The organism is Paenibacillus sp. sgz302164 (genome assembly GCF_056120505.1).
This window is the reverse complement of record NZ_JBVYOL010000001.1, coordinates 231,204-248,533: the sequence shown is the minus strand read 5'-3', so window position 1 is coordinate 248,533 and position 17,330 is coordinate 231,204. Positions and strand designations below refer to the sequence as shown.

At 53.5% G+C, this 17,330-nt stretch carries 17 protein-coding genes; 9 read left to right on the top strand and 8 right to left on the bottom strand.

Annotated elements, in window-relative coordinates; all coding sequences use genetic code 11:
• Window positions 1-15: 15 nt before the first annotated feature.
• The gene (locus tag AC0LWT_RS00975; protein ID WP_474679345.1) at window positions 16-444 is read right to left on the bottom strand and encodes a MarR family winged helix-turn-helix transcriptional regulator; all 429 of its coding nucleotides are present in this window, start codon (window positions 442-444) and stop codon (window positions 16-18) included.
• A 208-nt stretch (window positions 445-652) separates the two neighbouring features.
• Here AC0LWT_RS00975 and AC0LWT_RS00970 point away from each other — a divergent pair, with 208 nt between their 5' ends.
• Together AC0LWT_RS00970 and AC0LWT_RS00965 are read left to right on the top strand one after the other, a co-directional pair.
• Complete coding sequence (locus AC0LWT_RS00970; protein WP_474679831.1) at window positions 653-1,393, top strand: SDR family oxidoreductase; 741 nt, start codon at window positions 653-655, stop codon at window positions 1,391-1,393.
• A 261-nt stretch (window positions 1,394-1,654) separates the two neighbouring features.
• Window positions 1,655-2,308, top strand: a complete 654-nt coding sequence (locus tag AC0LWT_RS00965; protein WP_474679344.1) for a Bax inhibitor-1/YccA family protein — start codon at window positions 1,655-1,657, stop codon at window positions 2,306-2,308.
• Window positions 2,309-2,484: 176 nt separating this feature from the next.
• Here AC0LWT_RS00965 and AC0LWT_RS00960 read toward each other — a convergent pair whose 3' ends face one another.
• On the bottom strand, window positions 2,485-2,877 hold the full coding sequence (locus tag AC0LWT_RS00960) for a RidA family protein (RefSeq protein WP_474679343.1): 393 nt from the start codon (window positions 2,875-2,877) through the stop codon (window positions 2,485-2,487).
• A gap of 105 nt (window positions 2,878-2,982) precedes the next feature.
• Here AC0LWT_RS00960 and AC0LWT_RS00955 point away from each other — a divergent pair, with 105 nt between their 5' ends.
• Window positions 2,983-3,324, top strand: a complete 342-nt coding sequence (locus AC0LWT_RS00955; RefSeq protein WP_474679342.1) for a winged helix-turn-helix transcriptional regulator — start codon at window positions 2,983-2,985, stop codon at window positions 3,322-3,324.
• Window positions 3,325-3,923: 599 nt separating this feature from the next.
• Here the strand turns inward: AC0LWT_RS00955 and AC0LWT_RS00950 are convergent.
• Window positions 3,924-4,151 carry a hypothetical protein gene (locus AC0LWT_RS00950; RefSeq protein WP_474679341.1) on the bottom strand — a complete coding sequence of 76 codons (228 nt, stop codon included), beginning with the start codon at window positions 4,149-4,151 and terminating at the stop codon, window positions 3,924-3,926.
• A 95-nt stretch (window positions 4,152-4,246) separates the two neighbouring features.
• Window positions 4,247-4,657: a YjdF family protein gene (locus AC0LWT_RS00945; protein ID WP_474679340.1), complete on the bottom strand. Its 411-nt coding sequence runs from the start codon at window positions 4,655-4,657 to the stop codon at window positions 4,247-4,249.
• A 284-nt stretch (window positions 4,658-4,941) separates the two neighbouring features.
• On the opposite strand from AC0LWT_RS00945, the gene AC0LWT_RS00940 reads away from it, so the two are divergent.
• The 3 genes from AC0LWT_RS00940 (at window position 4,942) to AC0LWT_RS00930 (ending at window position 6,326) form a co-directional block, all read left to right on the top strand.
• On the top strand, window positions 4,942-5,223 hold the full coding sequence (locus tag AC0LWT_RS00940; RefSeq protein WP_474679339.1) for a hypothetical protein: 282 nt from the start codon (window positions 4,942-4,944) through the stop codon (window positions 5,221-5,223).
• A gap of 76 nt (window positions 5,224-5,299) precedes the next feature.
• The gene (locus AC0LWT_RS00935) at window positions 5,300-5,503 is read left to right on the top strand and encodes a YqzE family protein (protein ID WP_474679338.1); all 204 of its coding nucleotides are present in this window, start codon (window positions 5,300-5,302) and stop codon (window positions 5,501-5,503) included.
• A 172-nt stretch (window positions 5,504-5,675) separates the two neighbouring features.
• Window positions 5,676-6,326: an SGNH/GDSL hydrolase family protein gene (locus tag AC0LWT_RS00930; RefSeq protein WP_474679337.1), complete on the top strand. Its 651-nt coding sequence runs from the start codon at window positions 5,676-5,678 to the stop codon at window positions 6,324-6,326.
• 69 nt (window positions 6,327-6,395) lie between these two features.
• Here the strand turns inward: AC0LWT_RS00930 and AC0LWT_RS00925 are convergent, their stop codons facing one another.
• The 3 genes from AC0LWT_RS00925 to AC0LWT_RS00915 all read right to left on the bottom strand — a co-directional run bounded on the left by AC0LWT_RS00925 (window position 6,396) and on the right by AC0LWT_RS00915 (window position 10,258).
• The gene (locus tag AC0LWT_RS00925) at window positions 6,396-7,352 is read right to left on the bottom strand and encodes a hypothetical protein (protein ID WP_474679336.1); all 957 of its coding nucleotides are present in this window, start codon (window positions 7,350-7,352) and stop codon (window positions 6,396-6,398) included.
• Between the two features lie 132 nt (window positions 7,353-7,484).
• Entirely contained in the window at window positions 7,485-8,480 is a 996-nt protein-coding gene (locus AC0LWT_RS00920; RefSeq protein ID WP_474679335.1) for a YqhG family protein, read from the bottom strand.
• Entirely contained in the window at window positions 8,477-10,258 is a 1,782-nt protein-coding gene (locus AC0LWT_RS00915; RefSeq protein WP_474679334.1) for a DEAD/DEAH box helicase, read from the bottom strand. Before AC0LWT_RS00915 ends, AC0LWT_RS00920 begins: the two co-directional genes overlap by 4 nt.
• A gap of 145 nt (window positions 10,259-10,403) precedes the next feature.
• On the opposite strand from AC0LWT_RS00915, the gene AC0LWT_RS00910 reads away from it, so the two are divergent.
• Window positions 10,404-11,243 carry a lipoate--protein ligase family protein gene (locus tag AC0LWT_RS00910; RefSeq protein ID WP_474679333.1) on the top strand — a complete coding sequence of 280 codons (840 nt, stop codon included), beginning with the start codon at window positions 10,404-10,406 and terminating at the stop codon, window positions 11,241-11,243.
• A gap of 217 nt (window positions 11,244-11,460) precedes the next feature.
• Here AC0LWT_RS00910 and dat read toward each other — a convergent pair whose 3' ends face one another.
• Window positions 11,461-12,291: a D-amino-acid transaminase gene (dat, locus tag AC0LWT_RS00905; RefSeq protein WP_474679332.1), complete on the bottom strand. Its 831-nt coding sequence runs from the start codon at window positions 12,289-12,291 to the stop codon at window positions 11,461-11,463.
• Between the two features lie 1,174 nt (window positions 12,292-13,465).
• Here dat and AC0LWT_RS00900 point away from each other — a divergent pair.
• Window positions 13,466-15,184, top strand: a complete 1,719-nt coding sequence (locus tag AC0LWT_RS00900) for a methyl-accepting chemotaxis protein (RefSeq protein WP_474679331.1) — start codon at window positions 13,466-13,468, stop codon at window positions 15,182-15,184.
• A gap of 277 nt (window positions 15,185-15,461) precedes the next feature.
• Complete coding sequence (iolD, locus tag AC0LWT_RS00895) at window positions 15,462-17,330, top strand: 3D-(3,5/4)-trihydroxycyclohexane-1,2-dione acylhydrolase (decyclizing) (protein ID WP_474679830.1); 1,869 nt, start codon at window positions 15,462-15,464, stop codon at window positions 17,328-17,330.

Sequence of the window (17,330 nt, the reverse complement as noted above, 5' to 3'; positions counted from 1 at the left end):
GAAACCTTTTTATTATTACAAATTTTGATTGATTTTAGTTAACAATTCTTTGAGGGTCTGTTGTTCATCATCGGAAAGGGATTGAAGTATTACATCCTCCACCCGTTGAAAGGACTGCTCGAAGGCTTCGATTAGTGCAACGCCTTTCGGCAGAACATAAATATTTTTTTGTCGCTCGTTATGGGCTGGAATTTTACGTTCGATGTATCCCTTTCTTTCAAGACCTTGAAGCATGCTCGTAATGCTCGCTCCGCGTACATGGAAATGATCGGAAAGGTCCTTTTGAATTAAGCCCTTCTCTTGATGATTAAAAATATAGTCAATCATCTTTCCTTGCTGAGCATTTAATCCCAGTTCTTTTATGCTCTGATCAGCTCGTTTCTTTAACTTCATTCCGATGAGCTGCAGCAAATCCAGGTAGGGTGTATCTTGCTTGGTATCCATTAAGGTTCTCCCCTCTTGCTCTTGAACTGTTATACTTCTAATTGTCAGTAATGGAACTATATAAGGATTTAATGGGCTTGTCAACAGGTGTGAATATAATTAGATCATTGACAGTTAGACATCTAAGTGTTAAAGTTCGAATGAATAGAGGGGCTATTATATACCCTTATCTTTGATGGGAGAAAATATGAAAGTTGGTAAAATACACATGAATAATTTAAAAGGAAAAGTAGCGATTATTACTGGATCTTCCAGAGGAATTGGACGTGTCATAGCCGAGCAGCTATCTGATTTAGGTGCTAAAGTGACCATAAATTATTCCAGTAGTCCGGAAGAAGCAGCAGCGGTGGCAGAAGGCATTATTCAAAAAGGCGGCGATGCGATAGCGGTTCGTGCTGATCTCAGTAAGGTTAATGAGATCGAGGAAATGTTCGTAAAAACACTAGCCCAGTTTGGCAGAGTGGATATTCTAATCAATAATGCGGCAGTGATGATAACCAATCCCCTTGCTGAGGTAACAGAGGCTGAGTATGATAAACAATTCGCAGTTAATGTCAAAGGTATCTTCTTTGCTTGTCAACAAGCAATGAAACACATGGGGGAGAACGGAAGAATCGTTAATATCTCCACAGCTGGGACAAAACTAATATTTCCTGAAATGAGTGTATATACGGGTACAAAAGGGGCGGTTGAACAACTCAGTCGTCAGCTCGCGATGGAATTCGGTCCTAAAAAAATTACCATTAACGCAGTAGCACCGGGTCCTGTTTCCACCGAACATTTTAAAATGGGGAAAACGGAGGAAGAAATCGAATTCATGAAAAGCATGAGTCCATTTGGCCGTATCGGTATGCCGGAGGATATCGCAAACGTAATTGAGTTTCTGGTCAGCGATAAATCCCAGTGGGTTACTGGTCAAACCTTGCATGTAAATGGAGGACTTAATTAAAGCTTTTCATATAAAAATCGTACAGCGCATTACGTGGACTTCTTCAAGCCTTGTGGTGTCTGAAAGAGACGGAAAAACCCGCGAAAAACCTTGATTCTACAAGGCTTTTCGCGGGTTTTATGTTCCTCATCTTTGACTTGTTTTCCGCTTGTTTCCCAATCGCGTACGCGTTTTAGCATCCTGTATGTGGCATCTTACATGAAATAAGGATATAATACATAGTATAGATTGTACAACTTTTTACAAAGGGGATGAACGTTCGTGGAAAGAACAATTACAGCTTCTCACTCAGGCAGCTTTGCTCACGTGCTGCAGACATTCGCGTTATCGCTGCTGGTTTCCTTTATCGGAACGTTGATCGGCGCCCTGGTCGTTCCTGCGGAATTAGTTATGCTGTTCGTGGTGGCGGAACTTGTCATGCTGGTGGCGGCCATCGTAATCCGGATGCGCGGCAAAAATATCGGCTACGGATTCCTGTACGCCTTCACCGCTATTTCCGGCGTAACGCTGTATCCGGTAATTATGAAATACGGCGGCTTGCTCGGCGCGCAAGTCGTATCCGGCGCATTTTTTGCGACAGCTGCGATTTTTGGCGGCTTGGCTTTCTACGCGCACCGTTCCAAAAGAGATTTCAGCTTTCTTGGAGGTTTCCTGTTTGCTGCGACAATCGGACTCGTTATCATGAGTCTCATCTCTATGTTTGTGTCCTTCGGTTCGGTCATGAATCTCGTATGGTCGATGATCGGCATTCTGATTTTCAGCGGATGGGTGCTTTACGACGTGTCCCAGTACCGCGACGGCGTAGCCGCAGAGGAAGTGCCGTTAGCGGCGCTGAACATTTATCTGGATTTCATCAATTTGTTCTTGTACATCCTCAGATTTCTGGCCTCTATCGCCGGAATCAACCGGAATTAATCGGCGGATCGGCATCAAGCCGGCAGAACAAGCACCTTCGGACCGTACGTGGCGTACGGCTGCCGGAGGTGCTTTTGTTTTGTCGACGTCCCGGCGGTATGAAAGGGCATCCGCGATAGTCCCTTGCCGCTTTCGAAGCCTGACCGCTCGGCGCTGCGCCGACCGCGGTGCCCGAGTTAGTCGATGTGTGCGACGGCGCGGATTTCGATCAGTTGATGTGGGAACGCCAGACCCGACACGCCGATGAGGGTGACGGCCGGCCGATGATCGCCTACATAATCCTTGTACAGAACGACGCACTGTTCGAAATGCTCCCGCGGATTTGTCAGAAAGACCTCCATCTCAGCGATGTTCGACCTCGTGACACCAAATCCCGCCAGCACTCTATCGAGGTTCTTCAGCGTCTGCCGGGTCTGTGCCTCGATATCGCCCTTGCCAACGAATGTTCCCTGCATATCGTGGGAAAATTGTCCCGAGATGTAGATGGTGCCGTTGACGCTGTAACCTTGGGTGACGCCGAAAGCTTCTTCCCATGCAACACCGTGATTGTAGGTTTGAGCAATAGTCATTTTTTTCTCTCCTTTACTTCAAAGTAAGGTTAGTATAAACTGAGCACAAATTAAAAAGTAGTACGCACTTTTTTGACAGGTACTACCTGAAAGGATAGTGTAAATATGAGTATGGCTGAATATAAAGGTAAGGTTAAAAATATTCAAGATACACCTTTTGGCTATACAATGTCGATTATTGGCGGTAAATGGAAAATGGTCATTTTTTACCTTTTAGCAGAAAACCAACCGGTTCGCTTTAATGATCTGAAAAGACAAATAGGAACTATTACTTTTAAAACATTGAGTTCACAACTAAAAGAATTGGAAGCGGATGGTCTTGTGAAACGGAAAGAGTATCCTCAAGTTCCCCCTAAAGTCGAGTACAGTCTCACGGATAAAGCGGAAACTCTATTACCCATATTGGAAGGGTTATGTGAGTGGGGAGTAAAAAACCGAAATAATTAAATCCGGTTTTCCAATTGCGCTCGGTGTTGTTGCTAACAAGGTGTGGGCTATTGCGGTACGGCGGACGGTCATAAGGCGGCTTGACAGGCCGGACTGGGGAGAAAACCCGCGAGATTGCTCGAAAGTGCGGGTTTTAATGGGTTATTGTGGAAGAACTGTTCATTTTGGCGAAAAGACCGCGTCGCAGGCTGCTCAGCAACCAATACGCCAGAGCCGGTCACACAATCTGTCTGGGTTCGCAAAGAAAACCTGCAAAAGTACAGTTTTTGCTCGGTTGATCCGCTGGTTGCGAAGAATTCCTGCAAATGTGCAGGCTTTTCGCCGCGAATATGGGCTCAGTGCCACTTTAAGCGAAAATTCCTGCACAATCGCAGGCTTTTCACCAAACCGATCCATTTTTGCAGAAAAAGCCTGTACTTTCGCAGGTTTTCCGAAAAGTGCCGATGAACGTTAGTTCCGGCTGGCAAGCTTGCAGGTTTTCGCGCACTGCTGCCGGTTCGTTAGCGGGGAAAGCCCCGCTTTTGCGAGGGGCCTCAGAATAGCCGGTGTTGTCTCGGGCATCAACAGGTTTTCCGCTCCACGGCTTACGGCAGCCTTACTTACGATGAACGCTCGGCCGAGGACGACGCATAAAAAGGGATGTCGCCGCGGAAAATCCGATTGATTTCCAGCAAAGTATGAATCAACTGGATGAGCTCGCCATGATTGAACCGGACGGCACCCGGGACCGCGGTCTCCTCCTGCGTGGAGACATGAAGCTCCATCAGCTTGTCTCCCGGATGAATCAAAATTTTCAATTGATCGGTGTGAAGCATGCTTTTCCACATTCCGGAACGCACCTCTTTCTCTCTAGTTGTTCTAGTATATGCGGGAAAAAAAAGAATAGAAGCCGAATTTCGGCTTCTATTCTTGTAAACCGGCGTCACCGGCCGCGATGCTTCGCTTTTGCCTTCATGCGCTTCATCTCGCGCTTCAGCTGCTTGCTCTCTTCGCGCTGCGCGCGCGAGCGCGTTTTACGTTCTTGCTTGCGCTGCTGAAGCTCAAGCTTCATGGCTTCCTGGGCGGCCGAAGAGACGCCCTTCCGCTGCATGTCTTGCGCGGCGAGGCGCTGGGCGCGTTTGGGATTGATCCGCCGTTCGTCGGCCGGCTGAACGGCGGCGGACTGCCGTACCCGTTCAAGCCAGCCGATCATCCGGGTACGGACGAAGTCCAGAACCTCCGCATCGCCCGGTTCGGAGCCGAAAACGTAGTGGGCGGCGCGCAGCTTGCCCCCGCGCTCTTCTTCGATGACGCCCACCCAGAAGGGCTGTTCAAAAAAAACAGTCAATTTCATGCATATTCCCCTCCTGATTCAACAAACAGCGATGGACATCCCGAGGGGGAAGGATACGGCATAGCGTCATCTATGCATCCGGACTACCAACCGGACCGTGTTTTTTCGCTCATTCCCATTATAGAAGGACTGCGCTGCGCCACCAAAGGAAAAAACGATTGCAAAGAAACAAATCCGCGCGCCGGGCGAGCAGGTTAGGCGTTGGATTTGTTTATGTACAAGCACTTTTTCACATCCCCGGCACATACAATTAATTGATCACAATGGTGAAGGGGAGATGACCTATGGCGGCATGCAGCACATGGACTTATAGAGGTATTTCGTCTTCGGTTTTCAAAGGATTGCAAAATATTGGCAGAAAACAGGGCTTTTCCATCCCGAACGCTCCCTCCGGAAGGTTTGCGATTACGGTATCCGGCCTCAATGTCGGATTTCAGTACGCTTGGGATGTGGGCAGCCAGACGCTGCTGCTGCAGTGCGTAAACAAGCCGATACTGGTGGGCTGCAGCACGATCAAATCGTTTGCGGATAAGATCATTTTTGAGAGCGGCGGCAGAGTCTCTTAAACGCCTTCCCGCCTGTCCGACCCGGTTAAGCTTGCGCTGCAATGGCAACACTAGGGAGGGAAGGGCAGGTGGCTCAATGGCTAAGAACGACGATCTGGTCAAATACATCACGGAGCAGGTTGTGACATACATAGAAACGCCGAAAGACGTGCGCAAACAGGCGAAAACAAGCACGAAGGAGCAGCGGGAACATTGGCAAACCCGCTGGTTTGGCATGCTGCCGCTGGCCGCGCGGATGCTGTTCGATAAAATCAGAGCGGGCAAAAGAAAATCTCCCTGAGCGTCTGCACGCTATTTTGCATACATATCAATTGGAGTTCATCGGGACAAACTCATAAAGCCTCCCGGCGAGCGGCAGCGCATTTTGCCTGCCTTTTGCCGGGAGGTTTTTTGGGCTGCATAGCGAATTAGGAATAGGATTAGGTATGAACAAGCAGAAAGGGAGTAATCAGATGAAGTTGGAAATGTACGACAAACTGGTCATGATCGGCGACTCCGTTACGGACTGTGAGCGGGCGAGGCCGATTGGCGAAGGGCTGTTCGGCGCTTTGGGCAAAGGATATGTCGCGTTGGTCGACGGGCAGTTGAACGCTTTGTACCCCGAGCTTGAAATTCGCACAGTCAATGTAGGCACAAGCGGGAATACGGTGCTCGATCTTCAGCAAAGATGGCAGACGGATGTGCTGGATCAAAAGCCGGACTGGTTGTCCGTCATGATCGGCATTAACGATGTGTGGCGGCAGTTCGACTCCCCGACAAAGCCGGAATGCCATGTCGATCTCGAAACGTACGAGGCGACGCTGCGGACGCTTGTAACTTCCACTCTTCCGCATGTAAAAGGCATCGTGCTGATGACGCCGTTCTACATCGAGCCGAATCCGCAGGATGCCATGCGCAGCCTGATGGATCAGTACGGCGCGGCAGTGAAGCGCATAGCGGAACAAACAAATTCCGTTTTTGTCGATACGCAAGTCGCTTTTGAACCGCTTCTGAAAACGTTTTATCCGGCGTACGTCGCCTGGGACAGGGTTCACCCGAACCATGTGGGGCATACGCTGCTGGCCAACGCATTTTTGCGCAGCATCGGGTTCCGCTGGAACTAAACGAACAAAAGCCTTGGCTGCCGCAGTTTGTACTGCGGTGCTAAGGCTTTTGCCGTTTGAAAAGGCTGTTTACGGGTAGATGCTGCCCTGCTTGACAGCCGATCGAAAGAGAACGTAACGCGGGCCTTCATGATCGAGAATGAGGTAGGGCTCATTCGCATCCCACTGGCGGTAGCCGATGACCGCGAGCGGCAGCGTAACCTGGTGATCGAACAGCTCGGCTACATATGTAAGGTTTTTGCTCACTTGAAGCTCGGCCTGCAGGTCCTGCGGGCCGCCGATAGCCGCCGGTCGGCCGACCACCCACTGAAGCCGCTCGTAAGGATCGAAGGAGGGCAGCAAAAGCTCCTGCGCGGTTCCGGTAAGCTGCGTGCCGGCTCTCGGCTGCCGCTCGTTCGCCGGCTTCGGGTCTGCCTTAATAGGCAGCAGTTCCCCCGATTTTGCGTCCACGTAATAAGTTTGGCCTTCCCTGCCAATTTTCCAGACTGCGGCGAACGAGTCCGTATACAGCCGTTCTTTGGTGACCGCTGCACTATCGATAAATTCGGAATACGATAAAGTATCGGGAATAAGTTCCTGCTGCATCAAAGTTCGATACAGCGTTGCAAGGCTGAATAACGGCTTGCCGCCGGTTCCGTATTCGGTGAGCTGGAACGAGCCGTCGTCCGCTGAGCTTACGACCATGTAGCCGACTTCTTGTCCGTCTTTGCTGACGATGACGACCCATCCGTGCGTTCCCGGCCCAAGCGGATACCGGGTCCAGGTCGCCGTTTGCCAGCTTTCGAAGCCTTTTTCCTTGGCCAGCGCCGCTTTCCAGCTGCCGACCGCCTCATCTATGCTTGACGGCTTGGCCCCTCGCACTGCTTGCTGCGGAGCGGCGGCGGGTGCAGGCTCCCGGTTCGTTTCCTTTTGAACAACGATAAGGCTTGTCCGGCTCAAATCGTCAGTCGCAGACGTATGAACCGGGGCAAAGAGGAGAGCGCTCGCGTTAATCAGACAAGCGGCAGTCCAAGCGATCCATTTCATTGGCAACCGTTCACCTACCCGTCTATAAGGATGTGTCCAACCGATATTTGTATGTCCTTATTGTAAAACTTATGCATTAAAAAGAATGTTAGAACCTGTAGCGGCATATTTGAAAAGTTTTAGCGACTTGCGTCAGTTTCTGGTCGCACTCCCCGAGTTTAAATGAAACAGTCCGCAATTGACGACAGAAACGACGATTCTCGGCTTATACTGCCAATCGATTTCCTGCAAGCGGTTGCGGCACTGCATCTCCACCTCGGGCCGCTGCTGCGGCTCGACACTGAGCAGGAGGCCGTTGTAGAACGATTCGACGCGCTTGATTTCACTGCGGTGCTGCTCATTGGCCTCGTCCGCCCAACTGTGATCGATGGTGCGGATTTTACTCTCCAGCACCATCTCCAAAGCGTTGACCGCTTTCGGAAGAGAGAGCGTGTCAGGCAGCATGTAGCTCCCGACAGGCAGCTTCGGCGACAAGCTTTTGGTAAGCAGATGCTTGTGAAAATGCTCGCGGATTTCGCCGCCGGCGAGCCGGATGGCCAGCGAGTGGATCTCACTTCGCTTGCGGTCGCACGCCAGCTCGACTTTGTAGTTGACGCAGAACCACCGGTCGTACGTCAGTGTGCTGCGGGCGGAGGCCTGCAGCGGGAACGGCTCCTCGAACAAATGGACGAACCGTCCGCGCTGTCTGACGATGCCGAACATTTGCTCAAGCCGCCGGCTGCCGAACGTCACTTCGTCCTGTGGCACGCGGGTCATCACCTGGGTCGGCACAAAGCCGAAATAACGGCCGAGAATGCTATCGGAACCGCCGTCCTTTGTCGCAGCAGCAGCAGGGAAACCCGCCGCAGCTCCGTTCGGGTCCGCCGGCCCCCGTGCGCCCGCCGCCTGCTGCTTCGGCTTTGCTTCCGCTTTCATCTGCTCCGGGTCGAAGATGAATTTGTAGGTCATCGTCTCCGCCTGTGCGCCTGTGCGTTCCACAAAGCTCCAATAATACGGGCGGCCCGTCAACTCTTTGTCGGCTTCGGGCGAAAGCTTCGCCGTCACATAAGCAGGCGTTTTCTCCATGATCGTGCAGCCGTAGGCTTCGAGAAACCGCATGACGAACGTATGAATGTTTCGTTTGTTCATGGTCCGACCTCAGTGCCGCCGGCAGCGTTCAGCAGGGAGCGGAGGCGGCTGGCAGCCTGCTCCTCCGACTCCACCTCGGATTGAATGTCGGAGAAGGCGGAGCCGATTTCATCGAGCTTTCTGCGGATGTCGTCTTGCGAGCCCGATTCCATCACCATGCGGAACAAGGAGGATTCGAGTGAACCTTTTTTTTCGATCCGCTCCAAAATCGTGTCCAGCCGGCCGATCACCATTTCGAACATGTTGATTTTTTCGTGCAGCAGGGACAGGATATGTTGTTCGATCGTATTCGTTGTGGATAAGTTGTAAATGTTCACGTCATGCGTCTGGCCGAGCCGATGTACGCGCCCGATTCGCTGCTCCACGCGCATCGGATTCCACGGCAGATCGAAGTTGATCATATTGTGGCAAAATTGCAGATTGATTCCTTCGCCGCCGGCTTCGGTTGCGACCAGCACTTGGGCCCGGCCCCGGAACAAGTCCATCATCCAATCCTTTTTCCCCCGGTTCATGCCTCCGCGGTAAGGAACGGCGCTAATTTTGCGTTCTTTGAGATAATTCAGCAAATATTCCTGAGAAGCGCGGTACTCCGTGAAAATAATGACTTTCTCGCCGATCTCCTGCACGAGCTGCATCGTTTTCTCGGCTTTCGTATTGGCTTTGATGCTGCGGATCAGCTCGACGAGATCCCAGATTTTGGCCCGCACCGGCGAATCTTCGGCCGTTTTTTTGAACAGGTTGACGAGCGTAATAAATACTGCGTCGCGCGAGCTGCACACTTCCCGCTGCAGCGTAATCAGCGACAGCATGCTGGTCAGATCGCCGACGCTTTCCTGGTAGCGGGTGCGCACAAAATCGGTCACGCCGTCGTAAAGCGCCTGCTCTTCGGGCGAAAGCGTAAGCGGGATGTTTTTGACGATACGTTTCGTGTATTGAAGCCCGCCTTCTCCGCGCCGGTTGCGGATCATGACCTTGGCCAGCTCCTGCTGGAGGATGTCTTCGTTTTTCGGTATCCGTTTGCCGACGACAAAATTCGTTTTGAAGCTGCTTTGCCCGCCGAGCTGGCCGGGTTTGAGCAGCGTAATCAGATTGTAAAGCTCCTTCAGATCGTTCTGGACCGGAGTGGCGGTCAGCAGCAGGCAATATTTTTTACGCAGTTCGTTGACGAACGTGTAGTTGGTCGTTTTTTTGTTTTTGAGCTTGTGCGCTTCATCGACAATCAGCATGTCGTATTCCAGGCCCATGACGATTTCGCGGTGCGGGTCGCGCTTGGCGGTGTCCATGGAGGCAACGATGACATCGCACTGCTGCCACATGTAAGCTTTCTTTTGCGCGGCGGCGTGGATGCCGAACTTGCTGTTCAGCTCCCGTACCCATTGCAGCACGAGGGAGGCGGGGACGAGGATCAGCGCTCTGCGGACCAGGCCGCGGATCATGTACTCCTTGAGAATCAATCCGGCTTCGATCGTTTTGCCGAGCCCGACTTCGTCGGCCAGTATGGCCCTGCCGCGCATTTCGTTCAGCACCCGCCTGGCGGTCTCAAGCTGATGGGGCATCGGTTCGAGCTGTCCCAAATGAACGAGGCATTGCAGCTCATCGAAGCTGGGGATAAGGGCCGATTCTTCCGATTCGTAGGCGAGCTGGTACAGCGTCCAGTCGTCCCAGGGGCCGCCTCCGCGCACACGGCTGTCCAGTTCGGCAAACCATTCCCGGTCAACATGCATATGAAGGTGATCATGAATGGGGCGAATGTTCTCCTGCTGTTCGTTATGGCGCATGGGTAGGCCTCCTCCTGATCGTGCACATACGTGCGAATACGTGTTAGTATGTCCAAAAAGGGGGCTTTCATAACTTTTCCACACGGTTGTGGTATGATGAAATGCAGAGGATGCAGCAATAAATGAAAGAATGGAGTGCATAACGATGGCAACATGGCGGTTCGTACACACTGGAGACCGTTCTCCTGCTGAAAATATGGCTATAGACGAGGCGATTTTAACGGCGCACAGCGAAGGCAAGGTGCCGCCGACCGTTCGCTTTTACGGATGGAGTCCGGCGACGCTGTCGATCGGTTATTTTCAAAAAGCGCAGGAGGTCGACCGTGAGGCGGCCGCTGCGGAAGGGATCGGCTTCGTAAGGCGGCCGACGGGCGGCAGAGCCGTTTTGCATGACAAGGAGCTGACGTACAGCATCATTGTATCGGAGACGTACCCGGGCATTCCGGCAAATGTAACGGAAGCATACCGCGTGCTAAGCGTCGGGCTGCTTCAAGGCTTCCGAGCGCTCGGCCTCGGCGCGGAGATGGTTCAACTGGCGACCGACGAAGAGAAGGAGAAATATGCCTCTGCGGGCTCGGCCGCCTGCTTCGACTCTCCTTCGTGGTACGAGCTCGTCGTCGAAGGTCGCAAAGTGGCGGGCAGCGCCCAGGTTCGGCAAAAGGACGTCGTCCTGCAGCACGGCTCGATTTTGCTCGATATGGACACGGACCAACTGTTCCGTCTGCTGCGTTTTGCGAATGAGAAGGTGGCGGAACGGATGAAGCAAAGCTTCCTGAAAAAAGCGGTCGCCATCAACGAGCTGCTGCGCGCCCAAGGCAAGGAGCCGGTAACGCTGCAGCAGGTGGAGGCGGCGTTCCGCAGGGAAATTGCCGACGGTTTGGGCGTCGAACTGGAGGAAGCGGAGCTGACGCCTTATGAAGCGGAGCTGGCGGACCGGCTCGTGCGGGAAAAGTACGGGACGGACGAGTGGAATTTGCGCAGATAAGCGAAGGCAGACGCCCCAGCGGCTCGAATAGAGCTCTGGGGCGTCTTTGTGCTGACGGCCGCTTGCCTGGCGGTATCCGGGCATGACGGTGGCTCGGATATCGTCGGCTGGCCGGCAAATGGCCGGGAAGATTGTGGAACTTCAGACTGTTGCAAACTCGTACGGAAAACCTGTAAAAACTTCAGTCTGTTGGAGGGAAAGAAGGCGTGACGGCTCCTTACTTCGCAAAAGTCCGTTCGAATTGCTGCTGCAGCTTGCGTGTCAGCGGGCCAGGTTCGCCCGATCCGACCGGCCGGCCGTCGATGCGGACAAGCGGCGTAATTTCGACCGTTGTTCCGGTGATGAACACCTCGTCGGCTTCCGCCAAATCCGTCAGAGTAAACGGTTCCTCTCTCACATCCATATCCAGCGACTCGGCAAGCCGCAGCACGACGGCCCGCGTAATGCCGTGAAGGATGAGGTTGTTGGCCGGATGCGTATATAGCACTCCGCTGCGGATCATCATTACGTTGGAGGCGCTGCACTCGGTTACGGTACCGTTACGATGCAGAATGACTTCCTGCACGCCGTGGTCGAGAGCCGCTTGCTTCGCCATGACGTTAGGCAGCAGATTGAGCGTCTTCAGGTCGCATCTCAGCCACCTGATGTCGTCCGTCGTAATGGCGGAAATGCCGCTGCTCATCGTCGCTTCCGGCCTTTTTACCTCCGTACAGTAAGCCATCATAACCGGTTTGGCCTGAGCGGGAAAAGGATGCGCGCGCGGGGCTTCGCCTCTTGTGATCTGCATGTACAGCGTGCCTTCCACGACACTGCTTTCCCGGACCAACTTGGCCAAAATATCTTTGATTTGTTCCGTCGAATAAGGCAGCTCGATCTGGACGTCTTCGGCGCTGCGGACTAATCTCCGAAGATGGGCGTCCTGCTCGTACAATTCTCCGTTATAAATGCGAAACACTTCGTAAATTCCGTCTCCGAAATAATAACCCCGATCGTCCGGCGATACGGCCATATCTTTTTTATCCACAAATTGATCTTTGTAAAAGTACACGAGCGCTGCCTCCTCAAAAAGTTCTTATGAACATACATCCATCTCTATATGTTAGCACTCGTGTACAATTTTGCAATCGGTTGATGGGCAGGAGCGCTGGGGACAGGCAGCCCCTTTTTGGGTCACTGCCGCACAGCAGCCTGGAACGCTGCCAAAAAGACCGTCATATGATGGCGGTCGATGCGCGGAAAACGTGCGAAAACTCTTGTGAAGCTATGGGCGTTACCTCTCAGAGTGGAGATAAAGATCGTCCCATGATGGCGGTCAATACGCGGAAAACGTGGAAAAACTCTGTGAAGTCATGTGGCGTTGCCTCTCAGAGTGAAAATACTGTTTAGGCCGGTTACTGTGTGGAGAATTTGCTGTAATTTCGCTAAAATGTAGGTCGGGCTTAGCATGGCAGGGAAATCCTGCACCATCGCGCAATCGCAGGCTTCTTCCTTCTAACGAACTGTTCGCATAGAGCACTTTTGAGCTCGTTGAAAAACTTGTCTGCTGAGAGATCACGCATCTGCTTGGCGAGAAGAAGAAAACCTGCAAAAGTACAGTTTTTTGCTCCACGGATCGCTTGTAACGAAAAATTCCTGCAAAAGTGCTGTTTTTCCAGCGGATACACGATCACTGGCACGTTTTCTTAGGAAATTCCTGCACAATTGCAGGCTTTTCTATAAAACGGGCCGCTCCCGACGAAAAAGCCTGCACTTTCGCAGGCTTTTCCCAAAACCGATCCGCTTCCAGCGAAAAACTGCACAATCGCAGGTTTTGCTGACGTCCAGCAAGCCGCAGCCTGCAACAATCGCAGGTTTTGCGGACGTCCAACAAGCCGCAGCCTGCAGCAATCGCAGGTTTTGCGTGCGTCCAGCAAGCCCGCTTTCGCACCGCGCGCAGCTCCCAGTGCGCGGTGTTGCGCTGTATGACGGCGGTCGGTCGACCACATGCTGCAGACATTGCGGACGTCGGGGCCGCTTCGCCAGAAGGCAGCGCCATCTTTGGCCCATTGGGCGGCGCCCGTTCTTAGCTTGGGAATGCACGTTCTGTGCGGGGGCCCGGGCTCTTTGTATTTACAAACAAATTACATAAAAAATGTCGAATTCTGGGGTTACATTTTTATATAATTTAGAAAAAACACTATGAACTAAGGTATGGTGATCGGATGCGAATTAGGGTGCCGCGAATGACAGTCGGACGCAAGCTTTTTTCCGGATTTATCATTGTACTGCTGCTGTCGGGGGCGGTCGGCTGGAACAGTATCGCGAACATGAAACAGATGCAGGCGAAAAGCGACGAAATCAGCAATGAATGGCTTCCGGGAGTCGAGGCTGTCAATAACATCAGTTATTTGACCGAACGGGTGCATGCGATGGAGGCGCTGATGTTTGTCATGACGGACCCGAACCAGCGCCAGATGACGGAGACTCAAGCGTTGGCGGCGATTAATATGGTCGATGACAAGCTGAAGGAAATCGCCCCGACGCTGACGGTCGAACAGGAGCAGCGCACCTTTGAAGCATTTACAAATAAATGGAACTCCTACAAAGCGAACCATCAGAAATTCGTCGAGCTCAGCAAAGAAGCGAACCTGACGAACGGCTCCGGCAAAAAAACGCAAGAGGTGCAGGCTCTGCTCGGCGAAGCGGAGAAATCGTTCAGCGGGTTGAACAATTATTTGGACGCTTTGGTTCGTATCAAGCATGACGGAGCGCTTGCGGCCTCCAAGGAAAGCCTGGATATTTTTCAGGCCGGCCAAGAAAGCACGCTGTACGTTCTCCTTGCGGCCGCTTTATCCGGGTTCGCGCTCGCTTTTTTCATAACGCGCAACATTTCCAGGCCGGTCCGGCTTGTCTCGGCTGCGCTGGAGGCCGTTTCGCAGGGCAGATTGACCGAGGCGGACGTGAAGGTGGCGAATAAAGACGAGATCGGCGAGCTGGTCGCTTCTTTGAACCGGATGAAGGCGAGTCTCAGAGATATTTTGCGCCGCATTCAGCAGGCTTCTTCACTGGTTGCCGATTCGTCCAAGCAGATGCTCGACAGCTCCGGACATACGTCGGAAGCGACACATCAAGTGGCGGAAGTGATGCGCAAAGTCGCGGCAGGCTCGGAGAAGCAGGTGCAAAACTTCGAGGAAGCGAACACGGCGATGAATGAAATGACCGTCGGCGTGCAGCGTATTGCGGAAACGTCGTCGGAAGTTTCGGAAATATCGATGGAAGCTTTCCGCGAGGCGAAGCAGGGTGAACAGGACTTGCAGTCGCTCGTCGGCTGCATGGAGGATATGAGCGGCATCGTCAGGAAAGCCGATCAGGTCATCCGGGAACTGGAGGTCCATTCGCAAAAAATCGAGGGCATGGTAGGCATGCTCGGCAGCATCGCGAAGCAGACGAATTTGCTAGCTTTGAACGCCTCGATTGAAGCGGCGCGGGCGGGCGAAGCGGGGAAAGGCTTTTCCGTCGTCGCCTCAGAAGTGAGAAAGCTTTCCGAGCAGTCCGGGCAATTTTCCGCCCAAATTACGGAGCTGATTCGGGAAATTTTCGGCCAAACGCAGATGGCCGTAAGCACGATGCAGCAATGCTTGCAGGAAGTCGATGCCGGCCTTGCCGTTGTACATACCGCAGGAGAATCGTTTCAGCGCATATTCCGGGCGTCGGAGGAAGTCACGCTGCGCATTCAGGAAGTCGCGGCCGCCGCCGAGCAAATGGCGGCAAGCTCCGAAGAGGTCGCGGCATCTATGGCGGAGACAAGCTCGCTGGCCAAAACGTCTTCCGCATACGCCCAGCATATTGCAGATACGACAGGACAGCAGTTGGAGTCGATTGACGGAATCGCCGAGTCGGCCGGCCAGCTAACGTCTGTGGCGGAAGAGCTGCACGGCGCGGCGGGCAAATTCCAAATATAAAAATAATCGGGATAGGGGAAAAGGTCTGAGAAATCAGGTCTTTTTTTCATCCCGCGAACAAGGGTTAGCGCTTAACTGAAGTTTGCGAAAAAAAGTATTGAAAGCGTTTGATAGAACAGGTATACTTGGAAGCATAAGCCGTCAAATCCGTAAACAGAACGTGTGAATGCGCATGTTTTTTCCTGAGATTCGAACGGTTTTTAAAGGCTTTCTATTTTTTTTCATGAGTTAAGCGCTTACCTTATTCTACAAAAATACATTCATTCGGAGGTAGATGATGTCGCTGATACGTTTAACGATGGCGCAGGCGCTGCTGAGGTTTCTGGATAACCAGTATGTGTCCGTTGACGGCCGGGAAAGCAAGTTTGTAAAAGGCGTCATGGGAATTTTCGGGCATGGCAACGTAACCGGCATAGGAGAAGCTCTGGAAAATGACAGCGGCGAGCTGCTGTTCATCCAGGGGAAGAACGAGCAGGGGATGGTCCATGCCGCAGCCGCTTTTGCCAAGCAGCATAACCGTACGCAAATTTTTGCATGCACGAGCTCCATTGGGCCCGGCGCGCTCAATATGGTGACTGCCGCCGCGACGGCAACCGTCAACCGGATTCCGGTGCTGCTGCTGCCCGGCGACAATTTTGCCTGCAGGCAGCCGGACCCGGTGCTCCAGCAGCTCGAAGTGACGAGCGACTACACGGTGTCGGCGACCGATCCGTTCCGCCCGGTCAGCGCGTATTGGGACCGCATCGAGCGGCCCGAGCAGCTGATGAGCGCGGCGATGAACGCGATGCGGGTGCTGACCGATCCGGCCGAGACGGGCGCGGTTACGCTGGCGCTGCCGCAGGACGTGCAGGCCGAGGCCTACGATTACCCGGCGTCTTTCTTTGCCAAACGGGTGCATGTCATCGAGCGCCGTCCCCCCGCAGCGGAAGCGATCGCGCGGGCGGTGGAGCTGATCAGGAGCAAGAAGAAGCCGCTGATCGTCGTCGGGGGCGGGGTGCATTACTCCGGCGCCTATAAGGAGCTGCTGGAGTTTGCGGAAAGCTTCGGCATTCCGCTGGCGGAGACGCAAGCGGGGAAAAGCGCGGTGAACTGGCAGCATCCGCTGCAGCTCGGCGCCATCGGCGTGACAGGCACGCTGGCGGCGAATCTGACCGCCAAAGAAGCCGATCTGATCATCGGCGTCGGCACACGCTACTCCGATTTTACGACCTCTTCGAAATCGGCTTTCGGGCATGAGGAAGTCGCTTTCTTAAATATTAACGTCCGCGCCTTCGATGCTTTCAAAATGAACGGGCTGCGCGTCACCGCCGACGCGAAGGAAGCGCTCCGGGCTTTGCGCCAGGCGCTTTTGGAACAAGGTGGTTACAGCGCCGCTTATGACCGGGACGCCTTGGGCCGTCTCAAACAGGTGTGGGACGATGAAACCGACCGGCTGTACGGTTTGAGCAGCCCGGAAGGGCTCGTTCAGACGGCTGTCGTCGGCGAGATCAACCGGTATCTAGGCCCGCGTGACGTCATCGTCTGTGCGGCCGGCAGCCTGCCGGGGGATCTGCACCGGCTGTGGAGATGCGAGGAGCCGAAGACGTACCATATGGAGTACGGTTTCTCCTGCATGGGGTACGAAGTCAGCGGAGCTTTCGGGGCGGCGCTGGCCGAACCGGACCGCGAAGTGTACGCGATCGTCGGTGACGGCAGCTATTTGATGCTGCATTCGGAGCTGCTGACCAGCTTGCAGGAAGGCCGCAAAATTACGGTGCTGCTGCTCGACAATCACGGCTTCCAGTGCATTCACAATTTGCAGCGGGGCCACGGCAGCGACAGCTTCGGCAACGAATTCCGCTACCGTTCTGCGGAAACCGGGCGGTTGACCGGCGCGTACATGCCGGTTGATTTTGCGGCGCATGCCCGCAGCTTTGGGGCTGCGTCGTACTCCGCGACGACGATGGAGGAGCTGCGCGAAGCGCTCGCCAAGGCGAAGGCGGAGAAAATCTCCACTTTGATCGACATCAAGGTGCTTCCGGGAACGGGCACATCCGGCTACGAGTCATGGTGGCGCATTGGCGTTCCGGAAGTGTCCGGCAGCGAGAAAGTGCTTGAAGCGTACCGGGATATGAATGCGCAAGTGAATGCGCTCAAAAACATATAA

Bases quoted from the DNA above. Each gene is read 5' to 3' on its own strand.
- AC0LWT_RS00945 (WP_474679340.1), bottom strand. From the start codon at position 4,657: ATGAAATTGACTGTTTTTTTTGAACAGCCCTTCTGGGTGGGCGTCATC.
- AC0LWT_RS00955 (WP_474679342.1), top strand. From the start codon at position 2,983: ATGAGTATGGCTGAATATAAAGGTAAGGTTAAAAATATTCAAGATACA.
- AC0LWT_RS00910 (WP_474679333.1), top strand. From the start codon at position 10,404: ATGGCAACATGGCGGTTCGTACACACTGGAGACCGTTCTCCTGCTGAA.
- iolD (WP_474679830.1), top strand. From the start codon at position 15,462: ATGTCGCTGATACGTTTAACGATGGCGCAGGCGCTGCTGAGGTTTCTG.
- AC0LWT_RS00920 (WP_474679335.1), bottom strand. From the start codon at position 8,480: ATGAACAAACGAAACATTCATACGTTCGTCATGCGGTTTCTCGAAGCC.
- AC0LWT_RS00925 (WP_474679336.1), bottom strand. From the start codon at position 7,352: ATGAAATGGATCGCTTGGACTGCCGCTTGTCTGATTAACGCGAGCGCT.
- AC0LWT_RS00935 (WP_474679338.1), top strand. From the start codon at position 5,300: ATGGCTAAGAACGACGATCTGGTCAAATACATCACGGAGCAGGTTGTG.
- AC0LWT_RS00940 (WP_474679339.1), top strand. From the start codon at position 4,942: ATGGCGGCATGCAGCACATGGACTTATAGAGGTATTTCGTCTTCGGTT.
- AC0LWT_RS00960 (WP_474679343.1), bottom strand. From the start codon at position 2,877: ATGACTATTGCTCAAACCTACAATCACGGTGTTGCATGGGAAGAAGCT.
- AC0LWT_RS00975 (WP_474679345.1), bottom strand. From the start codon at position 444: ATGGATACCAAGCAAGATACACCCTACCTGGATTTGCTGCAGCTCATC.
- AC0LWT_RS00930 (WP_474679337.1), top strand. From the start codon at position 5,676: ATGAAGTTGGAAATGTACGACAAACTGGTCATGATCGGCGACTCCGTT.
- AC0LWT_RS00970 (WP_474679831.1), top strand. From the start codon at position 653: ATGAATAATTTAAAAGGAAAAGTAGCGATTATTACTGGATCTTCCAGA.
- AC0LWT_RS00950 (WP_474679341.1), bottom strand. From the start codon at position 4,151: ATGTGGAAAAGCATGCTTCACACCGATCAATTGAAAATTTTGATTCAT.
- AC0LWT_RS00900 (WP_474679331.1), top strand. From the start codon at position 13,466: ATGACAGTCGGACGCAAGCTTTTTTCCGGATTTATCATTGTACTGCTG.
- AC0LWT_RS00915 (WP_474679334.1), bottom strand. From the start codon at position 10,258: ATGCGCCATAACGAACAGCAGGAGAACATTCGCCCCATTCATGATCAC.